At 41.2% G+C, this 20,102-nt stretch carries 22 protein-coding genes; 5 read left to right on the forward strand and 17 right to left on the reverse strand.

The features are described 5' to 3' along the window. Window positions 1–9: 9 nt before the first annotated feature. Entirely contained in the window at window positions 10–1,128 is a 1,119-nt protein-coding gene (gene gpr, locus V1500_RS19310; protein WP_409301786.1) for a GPR endopeptidase, read from the reverse strand. 352 nt (window positions 1,129–1,480) lie between these two features. On the opposite strand from gpr, the gene rpsT reads away from it, so the two are divergent. Next, window positions 1,481–1,747, forward strand: a complete 267-nt coding sequence (rpsT, locus tag V1500_RS19315; protein ID WP_409301788.1) for a 30S ribosomal protein S20 — start codon at window positions 1,481–1,483, stop codon at window positions 1,745–1,747. 537 nt (window positions 1,748–2,284) lie between these two features. On the opposite strand, the gene holA is transcribed toward rpsT, so the two are convergent. Next, window positions 2,285–3,301 (reverse strand): DNA polymerase III subunit delta, encoded by a 1,017-nt coding sequence (gene holA, locus V1500_RS19320; protein WP_409301789.1) that lies wholly within the window; start codon window positions 3,299–3,301, stop codon window positions 2,285–2,287. 423 nt (window positions 3,302–3,724) lie between these two features. Between holA and V1500_RS19325 the strand changes: the two genes are divergently transcribed. Then, the gene (locus V1500_RS19325) at window positions 3,725–3,859 is read left to right on the forward strand and encodes a YqzM family protein (RefSeq protein WP_409301791.1); all 135 of its coding nucleotides are present in this window, start codon (window positions 3,725–3,727) and stop codon (window positions 3,857–3,859) included. A gap of 204 nt (window positions 3,860–4,063) precedes the next feature. On the opposite strand, the gene V1500_RS19330 is transcribed toward V1500_RS19325, so the two are convergent. From V1500_RS19330 to V1500_RS19340, 3 genes are all read right to left on the reverse strand, one after another. Beyond that, on the reverse strand, window positions 4,064–6,361 hold the full coding sequence (locus tag V1500_RS19330; protein WP_409301793.1) for a DNA internalization-related competence protein ComEC/Rec2: 2,298 nt from the start codon (window positions 6,359–6,361) through the stop codon (window positions 4,064–4,066). A gap of 33 nt (window positions 6,362–6,394) precedes the next feature. Beyond that, on the reverse strand, window positions 6,395–6,940 hold the full coding sequence (locus tag V1500_RS19335; RefSeq protein ID WP_409301794.1) for a ComE operon protein 2: 546 nt from the start codon (window positions 6,938–6,940) through the stop codon (window positions 6,395–6,397). A gap of 82 nt (window positions 6,941–7,022) precedes the next feature. Next, window positions 7,023–7,679 carry a helix-hairpin-helix domain-containing protein gene (locus V1500_RS19340; protein ID WP_409301796.1) on the reverse strand — a complete coding sequence of 219 codons (657 nt, stop codon included), beginning with the start codon at window positions 7,677–7,679 and terminating at the stop codon, window positions 7,023–7,025. A 95-nt stretch (window positions 7,680–7,774) separates the two neighbouring features. On the opposite strand from V1500_RS19340, the gene comER reads away from it, so the two are divergent. Further along, the gene (comER, locus tag V1500_RS19345) at window positions 7,775–8,602 is read left to right on the forward strand and encodes a late competence protein ComER (protein ID WP_409301798.1); all 828 of its coding nucleotides are present in this window, start codon (window positions 7,775–7,777) and stop codon (window positions 8,600–8,602) included. Window positions 8,603–8,852: 250 nt separating this feature from the next. Here the strand turns inward: comER and V1500_RS19350 are convergent, their stop codons facing one another. From V1500_RS19350 to V1500_RS19385, 8 genes are read right to left on the reverse strand one after another with little or no spacing between them, the layout of a single operon-like run. Next, the gene (locus V1500_RS19350; RefSeq protein WP_409301800.1) at window positions 8,853–9,599 is read right to left on the reverse strand and encodes a class I SAM-dependent DNA methyltransferase; all 747 of its coding nucleotides are present in this window, start codon (window positions 9,597–9,599) and stop codon (window positions 8,853–8,855) included. Beyond that, complete coding sequence (rsfS, locus tag V1500_RS19355; protein ID WP_409301802.1) at window positions 9,596–9,952, reverse strand: ribosome silencing factor; 357 nt, start codon at window positions 9,950–9,952, stop codon at window positions 9,596–9,598. Before rsfS ends, V1500_RS19350 begins: the two co-directional genes overlap by 4 nt. Beyond that, the gene (gene yqeK / locus V1500_RS19360; protein WP_409301803.1) at window positions 9,952–10,524 is read right to left on the reverse strand and encodes a bis(5'-nucleosyl)-tetraphosphatase (symmetrical) YqeK; all 573 of its coding nucleotides are present in this window, start codon (window positions 10,522–10,524) and stop codon (window positions 9,952–9,954) included. Before yqeK ends, rsfS begins: the two co-directional genes overlap by 1 nt. Next, complete coding sequence (locus V1500_RS19365) at window positions 10,514–11,083, reverse strand: nicotinate-nucleotide adenylyltransferase (RefSeq protein ID WP_409301805.1); 570 nt, start codon at window positions 11,081–11,083, stop codon at window positions 10,514–10,516. Before V1500_RS19365 ends, yqeK begins: the two co-directional genes overlap by 11 nt. Before the next feature lie 16 nt (window positions 11,084–11,099). Then, window positions 11,100–11,390, reverse strand: coding sequence for a ribosome assembly RNA-binding protein YhbY (yhbY, locus tag V1500_RS19370; protein WP_409301807.1), 291 nt, complete (start codon window positions 11,388–11,390; stop codon window positions 11,100–11,102). Then, the gene (gene aroE / locus V1500_RS19375) at window positions 11,384–12,226 is read right to left on the reverse strand and encodes a shikimate dehydrogenase (protein ID WP_409301808.1); all 843 of its coding nucleotides are present in this window, start codon (window positions 12,224–12,226) and stop codon (window positions 11,384–11,386) included. The genes yhbY and aroE overlap by 7 nt, the downstream gene beginning before the upstream one ends. Before the next feature lie 15 nt (window positions 12,227–12,241). Beyond that, window positions 12,242–13,351, reverse strand: a complete 1,110-nt coding sequence (gene yqeH / locus V1500_RS19380; protein WP_409301810.1) for a ribosome biogenesis GTPase YqeH — start codon at window positions 13,349–13,351, stop codon at window positions 12,242–12,244. Further along, complete coding sequence (locus V1500_RS19385; RefSeq protein WP_409301811.1) at window positions 13,338–13,868, reverse strand: YqeG family HAD IIIA-type phosphatase; 531 nt, start codon at window positions 13,866–13,868, stop codon at window positions 13,338–13,340. Before V1500_RS19385 ends, yqeH begins: the two co-directional genes overlap by 14 nt. Before the next feature lie 514 nt (window positions 13,869–14,382). Here V1500_RS19385 and V1500_RS19390 point away from each other — a divergent pair. Next, window positions 14,383–14,517 carry a sporulation histidine kinase inhibitor Sda gene (locus V1500_RS19390; protein WP_409301812.1) on the forward strand — a complete coding sequence of 45 codons (135 nt, stop codon included), beginning with the start codon at window positions 14,383–14,385 and terminating at the stop codon, window positions 14,515–14,517. An 89-nt stretch (window positions 14,518–14,606) separates the two neighbouring features. On the opposite strand, the gene V1500_RS19395 is transcribed toward V1500_RS19390, so the two are convergent. After that, the gene (locus V1500_RS19395) at window positions 14,607–15,395 is read right to left on the reverse strand and encodes a phosphatidylserine decarboxylase (RefSeq protein ID WP_409301813.1); all 789 of its coding nucleotides are present in this window, start codon (window positions 15,393–15,395) and stop codon (window positions 14,607–14,609) included. 117 nt (window positions 15,396–15,512) lie between these two features. Between V1500_RS19395 and pssA the strand changes: the two genes are divergently transcribed. Beyond that, window positions 15,513–16,052, forward strand: coding sequence for a CDP-diacylglycerol--serine O-phosphatidyltransferase (gene pssA / locus V1500_RS19400; RefSeq protein ID WP_409306048.1), 540 nt, complete (start codon window positions 15,513–15,515; stop codon window positions 16,050–16,052). Between the two features lie 590 nt (window positions 16,053–16,642). Here pssA and V1500_RS19405 read toward each other — a convergent pair. The 3 genes from V1500_RS19405 to V1500_RS19415 all read right to left on the reverse strand — a co-directional run bounded on the left by V1500_RS19405 (window position 16,643) and on the right by V1500_RS19415 (window position 20,030). Continuing rightward, complete coding sequence (locus V1500_RS19405; protein WP_409301815.1) at window positions 16,643–18,451, reverse strand: M3 family oligoendopeptidase; 1,809 nt, start codon at window positions 18,449–18,451, stop codon at window positions 16,643–16,645. A gap of 225 nt (window positions 18,452–18,676) precedes the next feature. Then, on the reverse strand, window positions 18,677–19,390 hold the full coding sequence (gene sigK, locus V1500_RS19410) for an RNA polymerase sporulation sigma factor SigK (RefSeq protein ID WP_409301817.1): 714 nt from the start codon (window positions 19,388–19,390) through the stop codon (window positions 18,677–18,679). A 502-nt stretch (window positions 19,391–19,892) separates the two neighbouring features. After that, window positions 19,893–20,030 (reverse strand): YrzI family small protein, encoded by a 138-nt coding sequence (locus tag V1500_RS19415; protein ID WP_409301819.1) that lies wholly within the window; start codon window positions 20,028–20,030, stop codon window positions 19,893–19,895. Window positions 20,031–20,102: the final 72 nt, after the last annotated feature.

Raw genomic sequence — 20,102 nt, forward strand, 5'->3', positions numbered from 1 at the left:
CCGGGCAGTCTATCTGGTATAGAAGCCGGCATTCTGCTGATTGACGGCTTGGTGCAGGGCAGAATTAATTCCATTTGCAACCAAATTTGCCATATCCTCTATAAACACATCCACTTCCTTCGGAGTAACCATTAAATTATGACCTAAGGGGGACAGCACTTCGTGGATCAATCTTCGCTTTTCCTCATCATTCAAGGTTCCTATCATTCCAAGGAACGTCTGTCTTTCCTGTTCTCCAGGCATATGCTCAGCAGTCAGCTGCTCCCTTCTCCCAAATGAAAACCCTGCAGGAGCAAGCGCTCGCGAAGGACGATTGCCTTCCGTCATCTCCCTTCCGAAATGCTTCAGGATAAAATCCACAGAGTCACTTACAATGGTTACGGCGTCAACAACTGTTGGCACGCCAATGGCGATGACAGGAATTCCCAGTGTTTCAAAGCTTAGTTCTTTTCTTTTATTTCCAACTCCGGAACCAGGAGAAATTCCAGCATCAGAGATTTGGATAGTAGAATTAACTCGTTCCAACGAGCGGGCCGCAAGTGAATCGACGACAATCACAAAATCAGGACGGCTCCTCTCAACTACTCCTAATATAATGTCACTTGTTTCAATACCGGTTATGCCCATTACACCAGGAGCTATCGCAGAAACCGGCCGGTATCCTTCTTGTACAGACTCTGGCTGCAATGCAAATAAATGTCTTGTCACCAAAAGGTCCTCAACTACTGCCGGCCCCAATGCATCTGGGGTAACATTCCAATTTCCAAGGCCAACAACCAGACAGCTGCTGTTCACCCCAATATTCATTCTTGTGAGGAAAGCAGCCAGTTCATTTGCAAATATACCCTCTACCTTCTTTTGAAGGTCTGTATCCTGCTGCCGGATTCCCTGGACTTCAATTGTTAGATATGTACCGCGCTTTTTTCCCAGCTGCTGTTCTGCAGCCGGAGTAACCTGTACCAGAGATAAACCCAGATTGCCTATTTTCTTCTCCTGTACGATCACACCCTCAATTTGCGAGATATTCTTGCTGCCGGCAGCACCGCTTCGGGCAAGCACCATTTCTCTTGCTTCAACTGCTAAATCTGTTCGTACGGAATACATGCTTAGATCAATGTAATCACTCATATAAACCTCCTGATGTTATAAAAAGTTTCACTTATACTTTTGCAAAATTGAACACATGTAAAAAACCCTTAAAATGGCCCACACGTATTTGCTTAACACGTCTCCCTTTATTTCGCCGGTCTTTCAATACCCAAATTCTCAAAACTACTTTTTTCCATAGTTTCTCTTTAACATTCTGCTGAAATTCCTTTTTTCTTATTCATATTTTTGATACAATACCGGGTAACGGGATAAAAGTTTTCGGTATTGCAATTACGATAGTTGTCTGATAAAATATCATTTGTGCTATTTGATTATGCATTTGATTTGTCGAGTTCATATAGTCTCGATTTCTGGGTAGGAGGTGAACGGAATGCCAAACATTAAATCTGCTATTAAGCGTGTTAAAACAAGCGATGAGCGCCGTGCTCATAATGCTACTGTAAAGTCAACTATGCGTACTGCAGTGAAAACTGCTGAAAATGCATTGGCTGGCGACAACAAAGACGCTGCAAAAGAAGCTCTATTAAAAGCTGGTACAAAACTAGACAAGGCTGCATCTAAAGGATTAATCCACAAAAATGCGGCAGCCCGTAAAAAATCTCGTTTAGCTAAGAGGCTTAACTCTCTAAACGCATAATGAAAAATGATAAACGGTCCGTTTCGGATCGTTTTTTTCATGTTTATAAGTGCACTCTGGAAATTTGATGTCATAAAACAAGGCGTTCCTGTAAGAACCCCTTTTGTCATTCCCCTTTAGTTTTTTCAAAAAACTCGTTGTTAGACCATTGCCGGCTCCCGCAAGACCCGGTTTTCCATATTCTTTAAGATTCGATTCACCGTGGGACAGGTTGTGGTCCAAGGCAACCTCAGCTCGCTAATAGGATTGTTTCGAATATATCTTCGTAACCTCAATCGCTTTATGTATACATGTAGAACATTCTTTGAAACGTTCCTTCATAATTTTCGACAACCTGCTGATTTTTGATACAGGCGCGCGAACACTCCTCCGGGAGAACGGGACATATGAGCCCCCTCGAGAAGCTGCAGCGGCGAGGACGCTCCAGCCTGCCCCTCGGAAAGCGAAGCGCCTGCAAAAAAATCGACAGACTCTATTAAGAGGATAAATAAAAGTTCACAGCAGACGCAAAATTTATCGGCTGCTTCGGCACTCTTTTTATGGCCTTGATTTCAAGAACAGCAGTTCCAGAGCAATCGCCTTATCTAATTGGCCAGTCTTCATCTTATAGTCCGCTTCAGCAAAATCGTGTATTAAGGACAGTAATTCCCTCTCATTAAACCTGCCTGTCTTCTCGAGGGCCAATTTCACCCGGTATGGATGAATCTTAAGCGCACCAGCTATTTTTTGCTGGCTGTATCCTTGTTTTGCCAATGCCTTCACTTGATACATTAAGCGTACCTGACTGGCCATAAAACCAAGTATTTTGATTGGCTCTTCATTTTGCCGGAGGAGCTCATGATAAATTTGCACAGCTCCTGTCAAATCCCGTTGCAGGAATTTATCTACCAGTGTAAAAATGTTCTGTTCTAACGATTTGGCTACTAGCTGTTCTACCATTTCGCGGTCTATCGTTTTTCCTTCGTCCACATATAAGGACAGTTTATCCAGCTCATTTGTGAGAAGCATTAAATTTGTGCCTGCAAGCTCGAGCATCATATCTATGGCTTCATCTAGAATTTGGACATTGGATAATGAAGCCCTTTCCTTGATCCATGCCCTTATTTCATGTTCGTTCAATTTTTTCGCTTCTATTACTGCCGCCCGCTGCTTTAATTCTTTTGTGATTTTTTTCCGCTCGTCGAGTTTTTCGTAAGGCGCAACTAAAGCAATAATAGAATATGGAGCAGGGTTGGCTATATATTCCTCAAGCTTCTTGATATTATGTTCTACCTTGGATTTTGACTTTTCAGCAGTTAGAAAAAACGGGTTCTGCATGAAAACAAGACGCCTCTCCCCCATGAATGGCAGGGTTTCAGCGTCCTCCAAGGCTGTTTCTATGGGAGTTTCTTCAAGATCAATTTGAGATAAGTTAAAATCTATTTCATCATCCGATAATGCATTCTCAAGTAACAGCTGTCTTGTTTCATTAATCAGGAAAGCTTCAGTTCCATATATTAGGTAAACTGGAGCAAGTTGTTTTCTCTTAATGTTTTTCCACACTTCTATTACCACTGTACCGCCTCATTCTTATGTATTGTTACTTTTATGGTATAGGTGTAAGGACAATTTGACAAGCTATTTAATGGGAATCAGCCTCATGCAGGCCAATTCCCCGATCTATATAAACGCATAGACGGCAAGGCCCGGGATACTCACCATCCTGCGGTATAGACATTCTTGGTTACACTACAAACGGATTAAGATCGATTTGGGAACCTTGCATTTGTGCCTCTTTCTAATCTTATTTTCGGCTTTAACTTTACAAACTATTTGTGACAACTCTTGTCAGTAAAGGAAATAGCAAAGGTACCCAATACTGATGCCAAATCTCTTGAAAAGATGGAATGTTCACACTTCCGAACCAATTCTTGTAAGCCGTATATGGATTTTTTCCATGTAATCGCTTATACTAGTTATGAAACGGAGGGGTAGAAATTGAACGAATTTGAAAAGAGCGTACAGTACAAAGGGAATGACGCTACAGATTCAGCAGTAGGTTTTGTAGTTTCTTTTGGATTCTTTGCAACAATGTTCATCATCGCTACCGTCATTCATTATATTGCATCTTAATGGATAGGTGGCTCCTTAATGTCGCTTACGGCCTGAGATATTTTAGGTTTGATGAATATCGCATTTAAGCAAAGCATTAAGAAGTACATATCGAAAATGGCCGTTGCCTGTATCCCCTCGGAATACGTTCGGCCTGCCGGAGACTGCTTTTGCAGTCTCCCTTTTATTTATTGCCGCCATTCCTGCCGTTGATTCATTGTCATACTATGGCAGTTCCGTAGAAAATGTTCCCCAATTTTTTTTAAAACGATAGGAAATCCCCCCATGTGAATCAGTACGTAAGATCACTGCTCCTGCTTGTGACAAGGAATGCAAAACGGATTGGTGCGGGTGTCCGTATCTATTTTCCTCCCCGACAGAGATAATGGCATATTTAGGCTGCAGCGACGTTAGAAATTCTTCGGAAGTAGAGTTCTTGCTCCCGTGATGCCCTACCTTCAGTACATCTGCTTTTAATCCAGGGTACTGCCGGAGGATTTTGTTTTCTGAAAAAACCCCTATATCCCCCGTAAATAACCAGGTTAGCCCTCCAATTTCGGCGTATATAACAACCGAAGACTCATTTGAATCTTCCTGTTCATCCGAGGGATTCAGAACATAAAATCGGGCGTCGCCCACAGTCCAATTGCTGCCCTGCTGAAGCGAACCTAAATTAATATTCTCTTTCTCAGCCTTATAAAAGAAACCGGCGTTGTACTTACTTTCACTGTCTTTGCCAATATAAATCCTTTCCACTGGTATACCTTCAAGAACCTGTTGGACACTGCCGATATGGTCGGCATCCGGATGTGTCAAAATCAGCATGTCCAAACGATGTATACCTTTACTTTTGAGCAAAGGTATAATGATATCTTTCCCTGTATTGAAACTGGTTTTTCTTTTCTTCCATTCCTCTTGGCCAAAAACCGCCAATCCACCCGTATCAATCAAAAAGTTACCTTTATTGAAGGGTAGGCTAATCAAGATGGAATCCCCTTGACCAATATCAATAAAAGTAACTTCCCCAGCTGGCGAAAGCTTCTGAACATTGTATTGCGATATCAATAAGATGATTAATAAAGCAACATAATTTCTTGTATACAAAAGATTTCCCGTTTTATCCCATTTTATGAAAATAAGGAGCAGGCAAAATAATAAAGCCGCCATCATAAAAGGAGACGGTTTTCCAAATACGATGCTCCCGATGGGTAGGCCTGAGCATAGTAATGCTGCTTTATTACAAATAACCAGAATTGAATGTACCAGGCTAATTAAAAATTCGCCAAGGTGCGGAACGATAAGCGGAGTAAGGATTGCCATAATGCTAAGCGGAAGGAGGAGACTATAAACGGGAACGAAAATAATGTTCAGAAACACCCCAAGGAACGATATCTCGTAAAAATGAAACAGGAGAATTGGCAGTGCAGAAATTTGGCAAATAGTACTTACCAAAAGCCCTAATAATAACTTGCTTTGGAATTGTGAAAAAATGTTTGCTGATAATATCATCGCAAAGGATACAGCAAAGGATAGTTGAAAGCCAATATTGTATAACATGTAAGGCTGAATGAAGAGCAAGAATAAATAAACGGCAAGTATGGATGCAGCCAAGGATATTTCCTTTTTTAAGATTGAAAGGACGAAATAACTCATCGCCATCAGGCATGCCCTCCATACAGAAGGACTGGCACCGGTTAATAGGGCATAAACGGGCAGCAGCAAAGTAAGCAAAATCTTCATATGTTCCCTTACCAGCCCTGCCCTGATACCTAGATAAAAGACCAAGCCTGCAAGAAAACTGATGTGTAAGCCGGAAACGGCAAGCAGATGTATTAACCCTAATTGCTGATATGCGGACAATTCGTGTTCAGGTATCAATTTTCTGTCTCCAAACACCAATGCCGCTACATAGCCCCTCGTTTCTTCCGGAAGTAGGCTGGAGATATAATGTATTCCTTCGAGCCTAATATTTTTTATCTTGAATAGGATCGAAGGCCTGGAAACAGTGCATGACTCCAATGAATAAGATTCTGCTTGCAAAATCCAGTGAATATCCTGCTGTTTCAGATACGAATGATAATTAAATCCGTTCTCGTTCCTGCTCATGTCCGGCTGATTCAGTTCACCATTAAATTGGCAGGACATGCCTATGGACATACGTTCCATCAGTATATCTTTCTCTTGTACCGTCTGAATCCTGTATCTTAGCTGCAGCTTTTCACCTGAAGGAAGCTGGACGAGTGACTGAAATAAGTCTCCGTCAAATGAAGGCAGATCATAAATGGTGGTATGAAAGGAGGTTTCCCGGCCGGTTAAACCGGTTTTATGAAGAGTGTCTGAAATGTAAGAAGTGCAGAGAAAAATCGCGATGACCACAAGCTGGAGCATTACATTTCGCAGATTAGTCTTCCATAGCAGATAAAAGAGGAATATGATTGACGATATTGCGATTGACCAGTTCCAAGAAAAAAAAGCCATGACACCAATGGTCGCTGACATGGCTGAATACAATAGAGTTTTCATTCGGCTCCTCTCTATGCTTTCTTTTGTTTACTGTTATCTAAAAAGCATGCTTGCTTCTTCTCTTAATTGAGCTACTGTATCCTGATCTGCTCCTGAAAGTTCAAGATTCGTCAATAGCGATTGAACAAAGTTTTTCTTATCAGAATCTGTTCGATCGGAAGGAACCTTCACCGTCCTTATCCCGGCTTGTGCAAATAATTCAACAGCATATGGATGGTTTTTATAGTCCTCGGCGTAATAAACCGATCTGAGCCCCGCCTGAATGATGGATTTACAGCATTGCAAGCATGGAAAATGTGTGACATATATGTCTGCATCTGCTGTTTGAACACCGAATTTTGCGCACTGCAGCAACGCATTCATCTCTGCATGGATAGTTCTTACACAATGATTATCAATTACATAGCACCCTTTGTCTGTACAATGATCACCGCCCGCTATTGAACCATTGTACCCTCCTGCAATAATTCTTTTGTCACGGACAATGGTAGCCCCCACTGTCAAACGCGTACAAGTGCTCCTTAAAGCCAGAAGCTGGCTTTGTGCCATGAAATATTCATTCCAACTAATTCGTTCCATTCTGCTTCTCCTGCCCTTTATGAGGTTTTCTCCATTCTAAACCCAAATACCGGATTTGGACAGTAACCAACGCCTGCCAATATTATTTCACCGTAATCATATCCCTTAATTTTTCAAATGTCTTATCACCGATCCCCGATATATTTTTTAGTTCCTCGACCGCTTTGAATGGCCCATTTTGCTCTCTATATTCCACAATGGTAGTTGCTCTGGCAGGTCCGATCCCCGGCAAGGCATCTAAGTCATCCGGGGTCGCTGTATTTAAATCGATCAGGGCTCCTCGGCTGCCTTCATTCTGCTGGGCATCTCCAGGCAAAGCTTGATTTAATTCAGCGATTGTCGTTTCTTCCTCTCCGATTGCCGGCACATAAATAACCATTTGGTCTTCAACAAGCTGTGCAAGATTGACTCTATTTGTATCTGCATTGGATTTAAAATTCCCAGCCTGTTTAACCAAATCAATGATGCGATCTCCCTGTTTTGCTATATATACTCCAGGCGATTTTACTGCCCCCTTTACGTCGACTTTTAATACGGCGGGCTTTTCTGGGATGTTTGCTGCTGTTTCCAACCCAGGACTAGTTTCTTTTTCAGCTATTGCCAGGCCCATATCCTGTTTCACATTGATTCCGCCGTCCATTTCCTGCTGCCCGTTATGATTAAAATACAAGTAACCAGCAAACGTACACAATAAAATAGCTAATATCACAGCTTGCTTTGTCTTGGAAATTCCGTTCAACTACAGACACCTCCGGGATTTTTTTCTGCTAAATTGCATATGTTTTAATGTTAAGCATTCTACAGGAAGCATTGTTGTATAGAGGAGGGAAAAACATGAGAATGGGTGTTATCGGTACTGGCAATATGGGCGTTATTCTTACAGAAGCTCTTATTGAGGCAGGCACTTTTGCACCTTCCAATGTGACAGTAACCAATCGAACACTCGCAAAAGCATTTAATCTGCAGAAATGGCATCCTGGCATGCAGGTTGCTGATTGTACAGAAAAATTGGTAAAAGCCTCGGACATTCTCTTCATTTGTGTAAAGCCGGCAGAGTTTCATAGCGTTGTGGAAGACATGGTCCACCATATTATCCCGTCACAATGTGTGGTTTCCATTACTAGTCCAATTTCAGTAAAGCAGCTGGAGCACATTCTCCCTTGTTCATGTGCCCGGTTCATACCGAGTATAACGAACCGGGCGCTTTCAGGCATATCCCTGTTAACTTTCGGAGAAGGCTGTGCCCCGCACTGGAAGCAGCATATCACCGGGTTTGCCTCCTCCATTTCAAATCCGGTTGAAATAAATAATGAAATAACTCGTGTGGCCTCGGATATAGTCAGCTGCGGTCCGGCTTTTTTTAGCTTCATCGCCAGGGCATTTATTGACGGAGCCTGCCATGCTACTGTCATTGACGAGAAAACAGCTACCATCCTAACGGAAAAGATGCTTATTGGTTTGGGTGATTTATTAAGGAAAGAGATTTTTACATTGCCTGCTTTGCAGGAGAAGGTCTGTGTAAAGGGTGGTATTACCGGAGAAGGCATTAAAGTGTTGGAAGCTGGGCTTGGGGATGTATTTTATCAGCTGTTTCTGGCGACACAGGAGAAATTTGCAGAAGATTTAGAGAAAATCGAGGGGCAGTTTGGAACTTCTTATTGAATTCTATCTCCACATGACAAACTCCTTCTACAAAACATAGTTTTACATGCACATTTTTTCAGGTGAACAATCCCCCCCTAGAAACTGGTTTCCCTGATTTTAAAGAACATAGCGAGAATGGAAGCGACTGTTTTACAATCATAATACAGAAAAAAAGTGAAACATAAAAAGGAACAGCCCCTTTCTACTCATGCATATCCCTACCTAAAAAAGTTGGAAAAGAGGCGTGATCGATAGGCAATACTGTTCCTTATTTCTTTCTTGCTATAAAAAGGACCCTCTCTGTTCCTTGCTGAACGGGTTGTTCCCCTAAATCAGAAAGAACCTCCAGCACTTCAAAGCCGGCATCCTTAAGCCATTCGGTATATTGATTTACCGGATATGTTCTCTGATAATGCAGTTCATCAATGCGATCGTAGGAGCCGTTCTCTGGGTTCAATACAAAAAAGCTTAATTCATGTTCGACACTTAGTGCTTCTGTTCCCGGAAAAGACTCCCATATATATGACACCTCTTCATCACTTAGTGCGAATGTTTGATTCAAAAAGATGTTTTGAATTTTAAATTCCGAATGGACATCGAACATAAAAAGGCCGCCATGCTCCAAATGGGCATGGACTCGCTCAAATGTTCTTTCTACATCTTCCGGATGCTTCAAATAGTTCAATGAATCACAAAATATAGTGACGCATTCGTAGAGTCCAAGCCCTTCCAGTTCAGCCATATTTTGATGATACAAAGGGATATGGATTCCTGCATTGGCTGCCTTTTCGCTTGCTATAGTTAGCATTTCCTCAGACAGATCGACCCCTGAAACAGAATAGCCTTTTTGTGCAGCCTTAATTGTAAATTCTCCCGTGCCGCATGCCAGATCAAGGACACTCTTTTGCTTTAAACCGTATTTTCCCATGCGGGATGTCAAGAAATACAGCCATTTGTCATATGGAGCATCCTTCATTAAAAAGTCGTATACATAGGCAAACTGCTCATACGTCATTGGCTTAATTCACTTTGAAGATCTTCGACAGGTGCATCCCCCCATAAGCGCTCAAGCTTATAATAGCTTCTTTCATCCTTGTGGAAAACATGGGCCACAACATCACCCAAATCTACAAGGACCCATTTCGCCTCATCAAAACCTTCCATGCGGTTTACTGTATATCCATTCTCTTCGGCCTTCTCCTTCATCTCGCGGGCGATCGCCTGCACCTGTTTGTCAGAATTACCATGGCATATAAGGAAATAATCTGCAACAAGTGATATTCCTTTCATATTTAACACAACAATGTCTTCCGCTCTCTTATCGTCAGCAGCTTTGGCTGTTGTAATTAATAATTCGCGTTCGTTCATTAAATCTTCTCCTTAGCATTCAAAATTAAATGATTATACGTATGGAATGTATCCGGATAGACGGCTTGATTTCTTAACAGCAAGAAGCTGATTGTATTCCTGAGCGATTGGATTAAGGCCCCGTCCAAATCACTCTCTGCCGTTTTCCTTACTTCTTCCACCCCAGGGAAACTGCGGCCCGGTTCAATATAGTCAGCCACAAAAATGATCTTTTCCAGAAGGGTCATGTTTACCCTGCCCGATGTATGATAGTTGATTGCATCCAAAACCTCTCGATCGGTTATCCCTGCTTCCTTTTCAACAAGAAAAGCACCGACAGGCGCATGCCATAATTCTGGATTATATACGAGTAAATCTTCCCGCATATTCTGCGAAATAATGATTTCTTTCATTTCTTCCTTCGGCCTGAATTTTGCATAATCATGAAAAATGGCTGCCAATTCCGCTTTTTGGGTATCTCCCCCGAATCTTTTGGCCAATTGTAACGCTGTATCCACTACGCCAAGTGTATGGATGTAGCGATGTTCCGTTATTTGCTCTTTTACCAGCCGAAGCGCTTCCTCACGATTCATACAGATGATTCTCCTCAATATATTTTATAACGGAATCAGGAAGTAAGTACTTTATTGTTTGCCGATTCCATATTTTGTCCCGAATCATTGAAGAGGAAATGACCATTTCAGGGATATCCACCATCCTCACTGGATATTCAGTAACATCGTTGTAGGTTGGCCTTTTCACTCCTACGAATTGTACTAATTGAAGCAGTTCATCGATTTTATGCCATTTAGGGAGATATTCGATCATATCCGCCCCTATGATAAAATAAAAACTGCTTTCCGGTTCAAGGCTATTCAGCTCGACCATTGTATCGTAGGTAAATGAAGCCCCGTCACGATGCAATTCAATCTCTTCTACAAAAAAGCCAGGATGGTCTTTCACTGCAATCTTTAGCATGTTTAATCTATCTGAATCCGAAACTTTATTCGTCTTTCGTTTATGGGGCGGCGTATGGTTAGGCATGAACCTAATTTCATCAAGCTGCAGGGCATGAAACACTTCATTTGCTACAATTAAATGGCCTATATGCGGAGGGTCAAATGTACCGCCAAGTATCCCGATTTTTTTCACTGGCCCCACCCATTCATTACGGTAGTATTATTTGTTTATTTTCCCTGGATTCCTTGTATAAAACAATTGTGTTGCCAATTACCTGTACAAGTTCAGCCTTCGAACCAGCTGCCAGTGCATCTGCAACGACATCGCGGTCTTCCTCGCAGTTTTGGAGCACGCTGATCTTAAGCAGTTCACGCGCTTCCAACGCATCGCTTATTTGTTTAATTAAATTTTCGTTCACTCCGCCCTTGCCCACCTGGAAAATCGGATTGAGATGGTGTGCTTTAGAACGCAAGAATCTTTTTTGTTTTCCTGTTAACATTCAGTACCTCCAAGTTTGTTAAGGACAATCTGTTTCATTCTCTCCACTTCGGGAAAGATGCCTGTCCATATTTCAAATGCCAAAGCAGCCTGGAATGCAAACATGCCAAGGCCGTTTTGAATCATTGCCTGTTTTTGTTCAGCAGCTTCAAGCAATTTAGTTTTAAGAGGGTTATAAATAATATCACTGACAAAAGCATCATTTTTTAGTTTGTGCAATTGTAATGGCATCCTCTCCGTATGCGGACTCATCCCTTCCGGAGTGGTGTTTATCAAGATATCATATTGATTCAAATTGGTTTCAGCTTCATGAATGGAAAACACTCTCGTATGATTTTCATACGGACAGTCATTCACAAGCTCCTTTGCCTTTTCAACAGTGCGATTGGCAATGTCCACATTTGCAATACCTTCTTTTACCAGTGTGCAATAAATGCCTCTTGCGGCTCCGCCTGCTCCGATCAGTAAGATCCTTTTATCATCCAAGCTTTGATTATATTCTTCCTTTAATGCTAAAAGGTATCCGAAACCATCCGTATTATACCCTACAAAACGCCCATTCCTGTTTACAACCGTGTTGACCGCACCAATTGCACGGGCTGTTTCATCTACCTCATCCAGATGCGGAATGATTGCAGTTTTATGAGGGATTGTAACGTTGAATCCCCTCACGCCAATGGCTTTCATTCCCTTAACCGCGTCTTCCAATTTCGTAGGTGTCACATGAAAATGATGGTAAAAGGAATTCAGGTTATAACGGGAAAATGCATCATTATGGATATCCGGCGATACTGAATGAGAGATTGGATCTCCTATAACGCCATACACTTTGATCATCCTCGTCACCTTCAACTAAATTAATGATTTACGGACCATTACATTTACCCCTTCGGGAACATGGGCGATAATATGGGCACCTGGCTCATTTACCGTTACCCAGCCAAGCCCTGAAAATACTACGTCCATTTTTCCTTCTTTTATGGTAAATTCAAATGATGCCATCTTTGGAAAACCATCGAGCTGATCTTCACGTGGCGGTACCAGCATTTCACCAACATGGTTTTGATATAGCTCATCTGCATTTTCAAGCTTTGTACGGTGAATATTAAGCTCGTTGGATATATAGCAGGTAAATGACCTCCTGCCGCCTGATACATAATCAAACCTGGCCAGGCCTCCAAAAAATAAAGTCTGCTGTTCATTAAGCTGGTACACCTTGGGCTTTATTTCTTTTTTCGGAGTAATGACTTTTAAGTCCCGTTTATCTACGAAATGAGCCATTTGATGATGATTAATAATCCCCGGAGTATCAATAAGCGACCTGCCATCGTCAAGCGGGATTTCAATCGTATCAAGAGTAGTGCCAGGAAAATGAGAGGTCGTTATAATATCTCCCTCTCCCGTCACTTCTTTGATCAGCCTGTTGATGAATGTAGACTTTCCAACGTTTGTAGCACCTACTACGTATACATCCTTGCCTTTTCTGTAACTGTCAATAGCTTGTGCTGCGTCACGTATATACTGTCCTTTAGATGCACTCACAAGGAGAATATCGATTGGATTGAGGCCCAGCTCTTTTGATGAATCCTTCATCCAGTTAATCAGCCTGTTATGCTTTACAGACTTGGGCAGCAAATCAACCTTGTTTCCTATCAACAGCACATCATTGTTCCCGACAAAGCGGTGCAGTCCCGGAAGCCAGCTCCCATTGAAATCAAATATATCCACGATTTTTACAATTAGGGAATCCGTCTTCCCAACTTCATTCAATATTTTTAAGAAATCGTCATCGGTAAGTGAAACATCCTGCACCTCATTATAATGTTTCAGCCTAAAACATCGCTGGCATATGACGGTATCCTTTTCAAGAGCTGATTGGGGCGCATATCCTAATACTGCCGGATTTTCGGTTTGGACTTTGACACCGCATCCAATACAGACCACTTCATCATGATTTGTCATTAGTATCCTCCCACTGTAACATCCCTCTGCGTCTAAAGAAAGACAGGAGCCTTCTTTCTATCATACGATTAAAACGCGTAGCAAATCCATCTGTCTGTGCCACTGGCACCACAAGTATGGTATGAAAGCCGCTGCGGTTTCCACCCAAAACATCGGTCAAAAGCTGGTCACCGATCACTACCGTTTCTTCCCTTTTTAATCCCATTTCTTTGATGGCCCGGTTGAACGCTCTGGACATGGGCTTGCGTGCCTGAAATATAAATGGAATCTGAAGAGGATCTGAAAAAGATTTTACTCTCATTTCATTATTATTAGATACGATGGTCACTAAAATCCCGTGTTCCCGCATATTATCGAACCACTCTATCAATTTTGGCGTGGCTGTCGGCCGGTCCCACTCGACAAGTGTATTGTCAAGATCTGTAATGATCCCTTTAATGCCTTTCTCCTTCAGTTTTTCTGGAGTGATATGGAATATGCTTTTAACATGTTCACTGGGTAAAAAATTATTAAGCAAGCTTCACACCTCTACTTAAATTTATTCAGTTGACATCCATTATTTATACGCTCGTTCATCATCGGGAAATAGTGTTTCCTATATACCAAATGCATATTATAACAAATTCATCATAGCGAATTTCCCTGTTTCTTTCAAAATAACACTGATTTCAGCCATAAAAAATAGTATAGCAGAAAATAGAAAGTATAGCAGGAAGTAGATATTTTGTATAGATGCAGATTCTTTATTAAGAGTATTTGCAAAATTCGATAATAATTTTTCGACAAAATCTTCGTTTATTCCATATTGTGGATAAAATTATACACAAAATTTATACAGTCATACTTTTGAATCCACATATTTATAAACAAGTTAACCACAATTTATCCACCGTTTCCTGTGGATAACAGAACGGTTGTTCCTAGGTCTTTTTTTTGATAGAGTAAGGATACACCGAGGAACTTCATTTCCATGACTGATATAATCTTCTTCTCATTACTTTACTGGAGGTGTATAGCCGCTAGGCAGATATATGAATAAACTATCAGACGACTTATTGATCGAATCATATTACAAAGCACAAAAATTAAAACTGAGCTTAGAGTTTATCCTCCTTATTGAGACAGAAATCCATCGGCGTTCACTCGCACATAAAATCATCAATTAATTTAATTAGGAGACTGGCAGGGAATGTCAGTCTCCATTTTACTATGTTTTATTTTTTTATAGTATTTTTAACTCGAATGTTATATAAACTTATTTTGCACTTTCAATGAATCCGATTACTTCTCCTACCCTTACATCCTTTGGAAGTGTCAGGGGCTCTTTAATTCGAAAAGCGTTTCTTTCAAACAGCAAAACAACCGTGGAACCAAAACTAAAATAAGCAAATTCCTGTCCTCTGTGCAGGTCCTTGGACTGGTCTGTAATGATGATCGAGTTAACAAACATCGCTCCAACTTTTACAACGGCTATATGTGTTCCTTTGTGCTCCAATTCTGATATATTTCGATAATTCTTGGATAAAGGCTGCCTGCCATACCTCATACCCCAATTATTCACAGGATAAGATTTCTTTCCAAGAACCCAGCGTTTTACAACTTTTCCGGATACTGGTGAATGTATTCGGTGATAGTGGCTTGGACTTAAGTAAAGTACCATATAGCTCCCGCCAGAATATTTCTTCAGTTCATCATCATCCCCGAGCATTTCACCTATAGAGTAATCTTTGCCTTTTACAGCGATCACCCTCTCATTGCTGATCACCCCATAGTCCTCCATAACTCCATCTACTGGACTGACTACCGCATTTTCCGCCTCATCAATTTTTCTTGCACCAGCTTTTAGCCTTCTTGTAAATAAATCATGCAATGTAGTAAATTTCGATATGTCTTGCTCTATTTCACCCTTATTTATGTTAAACAATGATATATATGAAGAAATTAAAGGTTTACTCCACCTTGACTGGCTGAACCTTTTTAACGCTTCCGATATAATCCTTCCGTTTGTAAGCTCAATGAGCAATCTGTATATAGGCTGTAACAAACTCCGTTCACCTCATTAACTAAAATAAATGTTGCATATAATATGAGTCATAAAATATTATTATATAATATAATGATTTGGTTTTTTAATTTCCAGTTCGGGAGAGGAGTGAAGTAGATAATGATATCAAACGTACTGGACAACACAATCAAAAAACTAAAGACACAGACGGCAAACATTATAACATTGACAAACTTATCCCTTGGCGGGTTTGCGATAATAGCAATTATTAAAGGCGACATGAACCTGGGTTTGCTGCTAATCTTCCTTGCAGCCCTTGCCGACCGGTTCGACGGAATGATTGCGCGGAAGTTCAATTGTGAATCAGAACTTGGCAAACAGCTGGATTCAATGTGTGACATTATTTCCTTCGGGGTTGCACCAGCTCTATTAATCTATCAAGGTATTCTGGATGAATTTGGTGCCCCAGGCACATTCTTTACGGTTTTCTTTATTGGCTGCGGCGCTTTCCGCCTCGCTCGATTCAATATTTCTGAAAACAATGGTTATTTTACCGGGCTCCCGATTACTGCCGCTGGATGCTTTGCCACCCTTAGCTTTCTGGCAATTCCACATTGGCATCCTGCGTATTTCTTATCTTTAATGATTATATTATCCTTCTTGATGGTCAGTCCATTCAAACTAAAAAAAGTTTAACAGTTTTGGCAGTTTTAAGATATAGTTATTTTCAGGATGATAGAATAGGTATACAAAGAAAGCCCCCTTTTGCCGGGGTTCACATTGTCGATAAAAGGGGTTCGGAATGGAAACATTCCGAACCCCTTTTTGCAATCTCCTTTGTTTTTCAGCAAATAGAGCCATGGTTTTAGCCCTTTGATTCGCCCCCGCCAGGTCAAATAGCTGCAGGATAAGTTCATATAAAGTAACCGTCTCTAATTGCTCTTTGGGATAGGTCCCGGAAGCATCTTCACTACCTCAATCATGTTAGGTATTCATTTTAAGATAGACTGGTGGATCGTTCTATAATAACCTTGGAACCAGCTGTTTATTTTCGTTCCAGGCTCGAAAGACTCCTGGGGGACAGGTGAGGGCAGCGACGAGGATGCTGACCGCCCGCCCCGCGGGAAGCGAAGCGCCTGCAAAAAAAATCACCGAGCCCCGTTAACAGACGAAATAAGAAAGACTGTAGGCAAACTCGATTTTTCATCGTGATTGTCTACAGTCTTAGCCCCTATTCCCGGGGGTTTTTTTATTCATCGATGCATTCGCATCTGGAAAATATAATATTATGCCCGTGGTGTAACAGATTCAGTAAGAGCCAGGAATTCTTCTACATCCTTTAGGCATGCGCCTACAGCTTGTTCCCAGAACTCCCGAGTCGTCAAATCCGCATTCAGGTGTTTTTTCGCAAGCTCTTCCACAGGCATTGAACCTGTATCCTTTAGCAATGCGATATATTTTTCTTCGAATCCATGTCCTTCTTCCAGAGCTTTGGCATAAATTCCAAGAGAGAATAAGAATCCAAAAGTGTACGGGAAGTTGTAAAAGGGAACTCCCGTGATATAGAAATGGAGTTTGGATCCCCAAAATGCAGGATGGTAATCGGCAAGCGCATTACCGTATGCTTCTCTCTGCGCTTCAAGCATAAGGTCGTTAAGCCTTTTTGCACTAACTATTCCTTGTTTCCGTTCTTCATAGAATCTTGTTTCAAATAAGAATCTTGCATGAATGTTCATTAAGAGAGCTACGGATCTTTGAACCTTGTCCTCTAACAAGGCTAATTTTTCTTGTTCATTCTTAGCTTCTTTGACAGATGCGTCCGCCACAATCATCTCTGCAAAAGTAGAAGCTGTTTCGGCAACATTCATGGCGTAGCCACGGTTCAGCTGGTGAGTATCCTTTAGAGCGTAAGAGTGAAACGCATGTCCAAGCTCATGGGCAAGTGTGGATACATTTGACGGTGTTCCTGAATAGGTCATAAAAATCCTTGATTCTCCGCTGACAGGGAAACCAGTACAGAAACCTCCAGGACGCTTGTTTGGGCGATCCTCTGCCTCGATCCAGCTTTTTTCAAATGCGTTTTTTGTAAAGTCCTCCAGCTGATTTCCAAACTTGGCAAAGTGCTTCAGTATGAATTCCGCACCTTCCTGGTATGACATGACATTTGGTTCCGATGTGAGATTCAACGGGGCGTCCAGATCTTTCCAGCTAAGCTTCTCAAGTCCCAGCAGCTCTGCTTTCCTGTTTAGGAATCTGACGAGTGGCTCTTTATTCTCAGCAATGACACTCCACATGCTGTCAAGTGTTGCTTTTTTCATCCTGTTAATTTCCAGCGGCTCCTTCAACACATCTTCCCAGCCGCGTTTCTTATAGACATTTAATCGGAATCCAGCCAAATGGTTAAGAGTGTTCGCGAGCAGGTCACTCTTCTCTTCCCATGCTTTTTCCCATGCCGTAAATATACTTTTCCTTACTTCAGGGTCCGGATCTGAGAACTTATTGGACGCCTGACCAACAGAAAGCTGTTTCACTTCACCATTTTCTTCGAACGGGATTGTGATTGTACTTACAATCGTGTCATACATCCGGCTCCATCCGTGATAGCCGTCAATTGCCAGTTGATTGATCAGCGACTCCTCTTCCACGGACAATTTTTCAATTGCTCTTTCACGGCGTTCGTTCAATATGTATGTAAGCTGTTTAAAAGTACCTGTATTAACTGTCTTATGAAAAAACTCGTCGTCAAGCTGCACAAGCTTTTGATCGAATTTTGTCAAAGCATTTTGGAATGCTGCACTGTATGTGGTCACCCGAGCCCTCAAATCATTTGCCTTACGGTCTGTTGTATCCTGGGCTTCCAGACAGCTTACGAAAGCTCCCGCCTGCCGGATCCTCTTGCTTGTTTCGCTGAACAGTTCAACAACATTCTCTAAAAGCTGTGCATCCTTTTCCTCGGATTTAACGTTCCAACCGTTTACTATGGTTTCAAACTTATGAATATCGTCATTAAGCCCCAGCAAATATTGCTCGAATTCTTCTGAGGAGCTGCCTCCATTGAAAAATACATCTAAATCCCAAGTTAATGAATATGACATTGATATGCCTCCTTTCCATTCATTATAGACTCTTTTTCAGAATTTTTCTATTTATCAGTGCATAACTCCAGTTTAGTTTTTTTAATATAGTAAAAGGCTGCATGTTTTCTTTGCAGCCTTTTACTTTGGTCCAGCATATGTGGTTTTGAACTAATTAAACAGCCGAGTTGCCGATGGCGAAAAATGGGTAAATTAAAGTCGCCCCCACTGATGATACGTGTTAAGTCAGCCTTTCTTTTTCTCCTTTTCAGCACGATAAAATTCGTGGAACATTTTCATCAGTGCCCTCTTTTCTATCCTTGATACATAGCTTCTGGAAATCCCAAGCTCTTTTGCTATTTCCCGCTGTGTTTTTTCCTTTTTCAAATCAAGCCCGAATCTTCCTACAATTACCTCTTTTTCACGTTCATCTAAAATATCAATATACTTCTTGACCTTTTCTATTTCCATATTCAGCTGGATGGTGTCAACAACGTCCTCTGATTCCGACTTTAGAACATCTATCAATGAAATTTCATTTCCCTCTTTGTCTTGCCCGATTGGATCATGCAGGGAAACATCCTTTTTTGTTTTCTTGGTTGCCCGTAAATGCATCAGGATTTCATTTTCGATACAGCGCGCCGCATAAGTTGCGAGCTTCGTACCTTTTCCTTCTGAAAAGCTTTCAATGGCTTTTATTAAACCAATTGTCCCAATTGAAATCATATCTTCAGTATCTTCACCAGTGTTCTCAAACTTTTTCACAATATGAGCCACCAAACGAAGATTGTGCTCGATCAATATGTTCCTTGCATCACTGTCTCCCTGTGCCATCAGCTGTAAGTATTTTCGTTCCTCTTTTGCGGATAAGGGCTGTGGAAACGCATTGTTCTTTACATACGATACTAATAGATAAAACTCCTTGACTAGGTAACCGATCGCTGTCAAAATATCCGGCATCCTGCCACCCCCGCTGATTTATTGGACGTTTGCCTATGTTAATTACTATGCGGGGCAAGGCGCGTCTGTGTCTGTACTAAAAGATTTTAAGACACAAGTCCCAGTTGGGTAATGTCTGTTCAATGTAAAAAACTCATGCAAAGTTGCATGAGCAAGGAGGACTGGCAATCATTATTATTTCATTATGTCATTCTGCCTCTACTGTTATTTCCGCAGCAATAACAATACCAATGACGGAAGTTACAACAAGTGCCATAACGATTGAGAACATGGAAAACACTCCTTTACCTATCTTTCTTTAAAGGTAACATGCTTTCCAGGCCCTCCGTTCAAACAAATTTGAACGTTTCTTTAACAAATAATTACAAACCCGTGACACATCTGACATTGGAACAAAAGGCAACGTTAGCCAGTATCCTTCTGATTCCATAAGCAAAACTTCATTCCATATTGTATTGTTGTTCCCATATTCATCTCCACCTTTTCTATATTTGTAGGTTATTCACATCATTCTGTACATGATTGCTTTATTCATGTATTCATCTCTAAGTTTTTCTATTCTTTCACGATGAAGGTATTCTTCGGCTGTTTCTTTATTTCTTTTAAACGTAATAGTAAAAAATAACATATTTAGCGTCATATATATCACCTCCTCTGTTTTATTTTCAGGGGGTATCTACTTCCTGACGAAACGAAATTCCATTATGCATGA

It is taken from the genome of Peribacillus sedimenti, from assembly GCF_046237635.1.
Taxonomy (GTDB): Bacteria; Bacillota; Bacilli; order Bacillales; family DSM-1321; genus Peribacillus; species Peribacillus sedimenti.

Excerpts from the sequence above, each read along its gene's own strand:
- rpsT (WP_409301788.1), top strand. The coding sequence starts at position 1,481 with ATGCCAAACATTAAATCTGCTATTAAGCGTGTTAAAACAAGCGATGAG.
- yqeH (WP_409301810.1), bottom strand. The coding sequence starts at position 13,351 with ATGACAAATCATGATGAAGTGGTCTGTATTGGATGCGGTGTCAAAGTC.
- gpr (WP_409301786.1), bottom strand. The coding sequence starts at position 1,128 with ATGAGTGATTACATTGATCTAAGCATGTATTCCGTACGAACAGATTTA.
- V1500_RS19350 (WP_409301800.1), bottom strand. The coding sequence starts at position 9,599 with ATGACGTATGAGCAGTTTGCCTATGTATACGACTTTTTAATGAAGGAT.
- yhbY (WP_409301807.1), bottom strand. The coding sequence starts at position 11,390 with ATGTTAACAGGAAAACAAAAAAGATTCTTGCGTTCTAAAGCACACCAT.
- aroE (WP_409301808.1), bottom strand. The coding sequence starts at position 12,226 with ATGATCAAAGTGTATGGCGTTATAGGAGATCCAATCTCTCATTCAGTA.
- V1500_RS19415 (WP_409301819.1), bottom strand. The coding sequence starts at position 20,030 with ATGACGCTAAATATGTTATTTTTTACTATTACGTTTAAAAGAAATAAA.
- V1500_RS19405 (WP_409301815.1), bottom strand. The coding sequence starts at position 18,451 with ATGTCATATTCATTAACTTGGGATTTAGATGTATTTTTCAATGGAGGC.
- V1500_RS19330 (WP_409301793.1), bottom strand. The coding sequence starts at position 6,361 with ATGAAAACTCTATTGTATTCAGCCATGTCAGCGACCATTGGTGTCATG.
- rsfS (WP_409301802.1), bottom strand. The coding sequence starts at position 9,952 with ATGAACGAACGCGAATTATTAATTACAACAGCCAAAGCTGCTGACGAT.
- V1500_RS19335 (WP_409301794.1), bottom strand. The coding sequence starts at position 6,940 with ATGGAACGAATTAGTTGGAATGAATATTTCATGGCACAAAGCCAGCTT.
- yqeK (WP_409301803.1), bottom strand. The coding sequence starts at position 10,524 with ATGAATCGTGAGGAAGCGCTTCGGCTGGTAAAAGAGCAAATAACGGAA.
- V1500_RS19390 (WP_409301812.1), top strand. The coding sequence starts at position 14,383 with ATGAATAAACTATCAGACGACTTATTGATCGAATCATATTACAAAGCA.
- sigK (WP_409301817.1), bottom strand. The coding sequence starts at position 19,390 with ATGCCGGATATTTTGACAGCGATCGGTTACCTAGTCAAGGAGTTTTAT.
- comER (WP_409301798.1), top strand. The coding sequence starts at position 7,775 with ATGAGAATGGGTGTTATCGGTACTGGCAATATGGGCGTTATTCTTACA.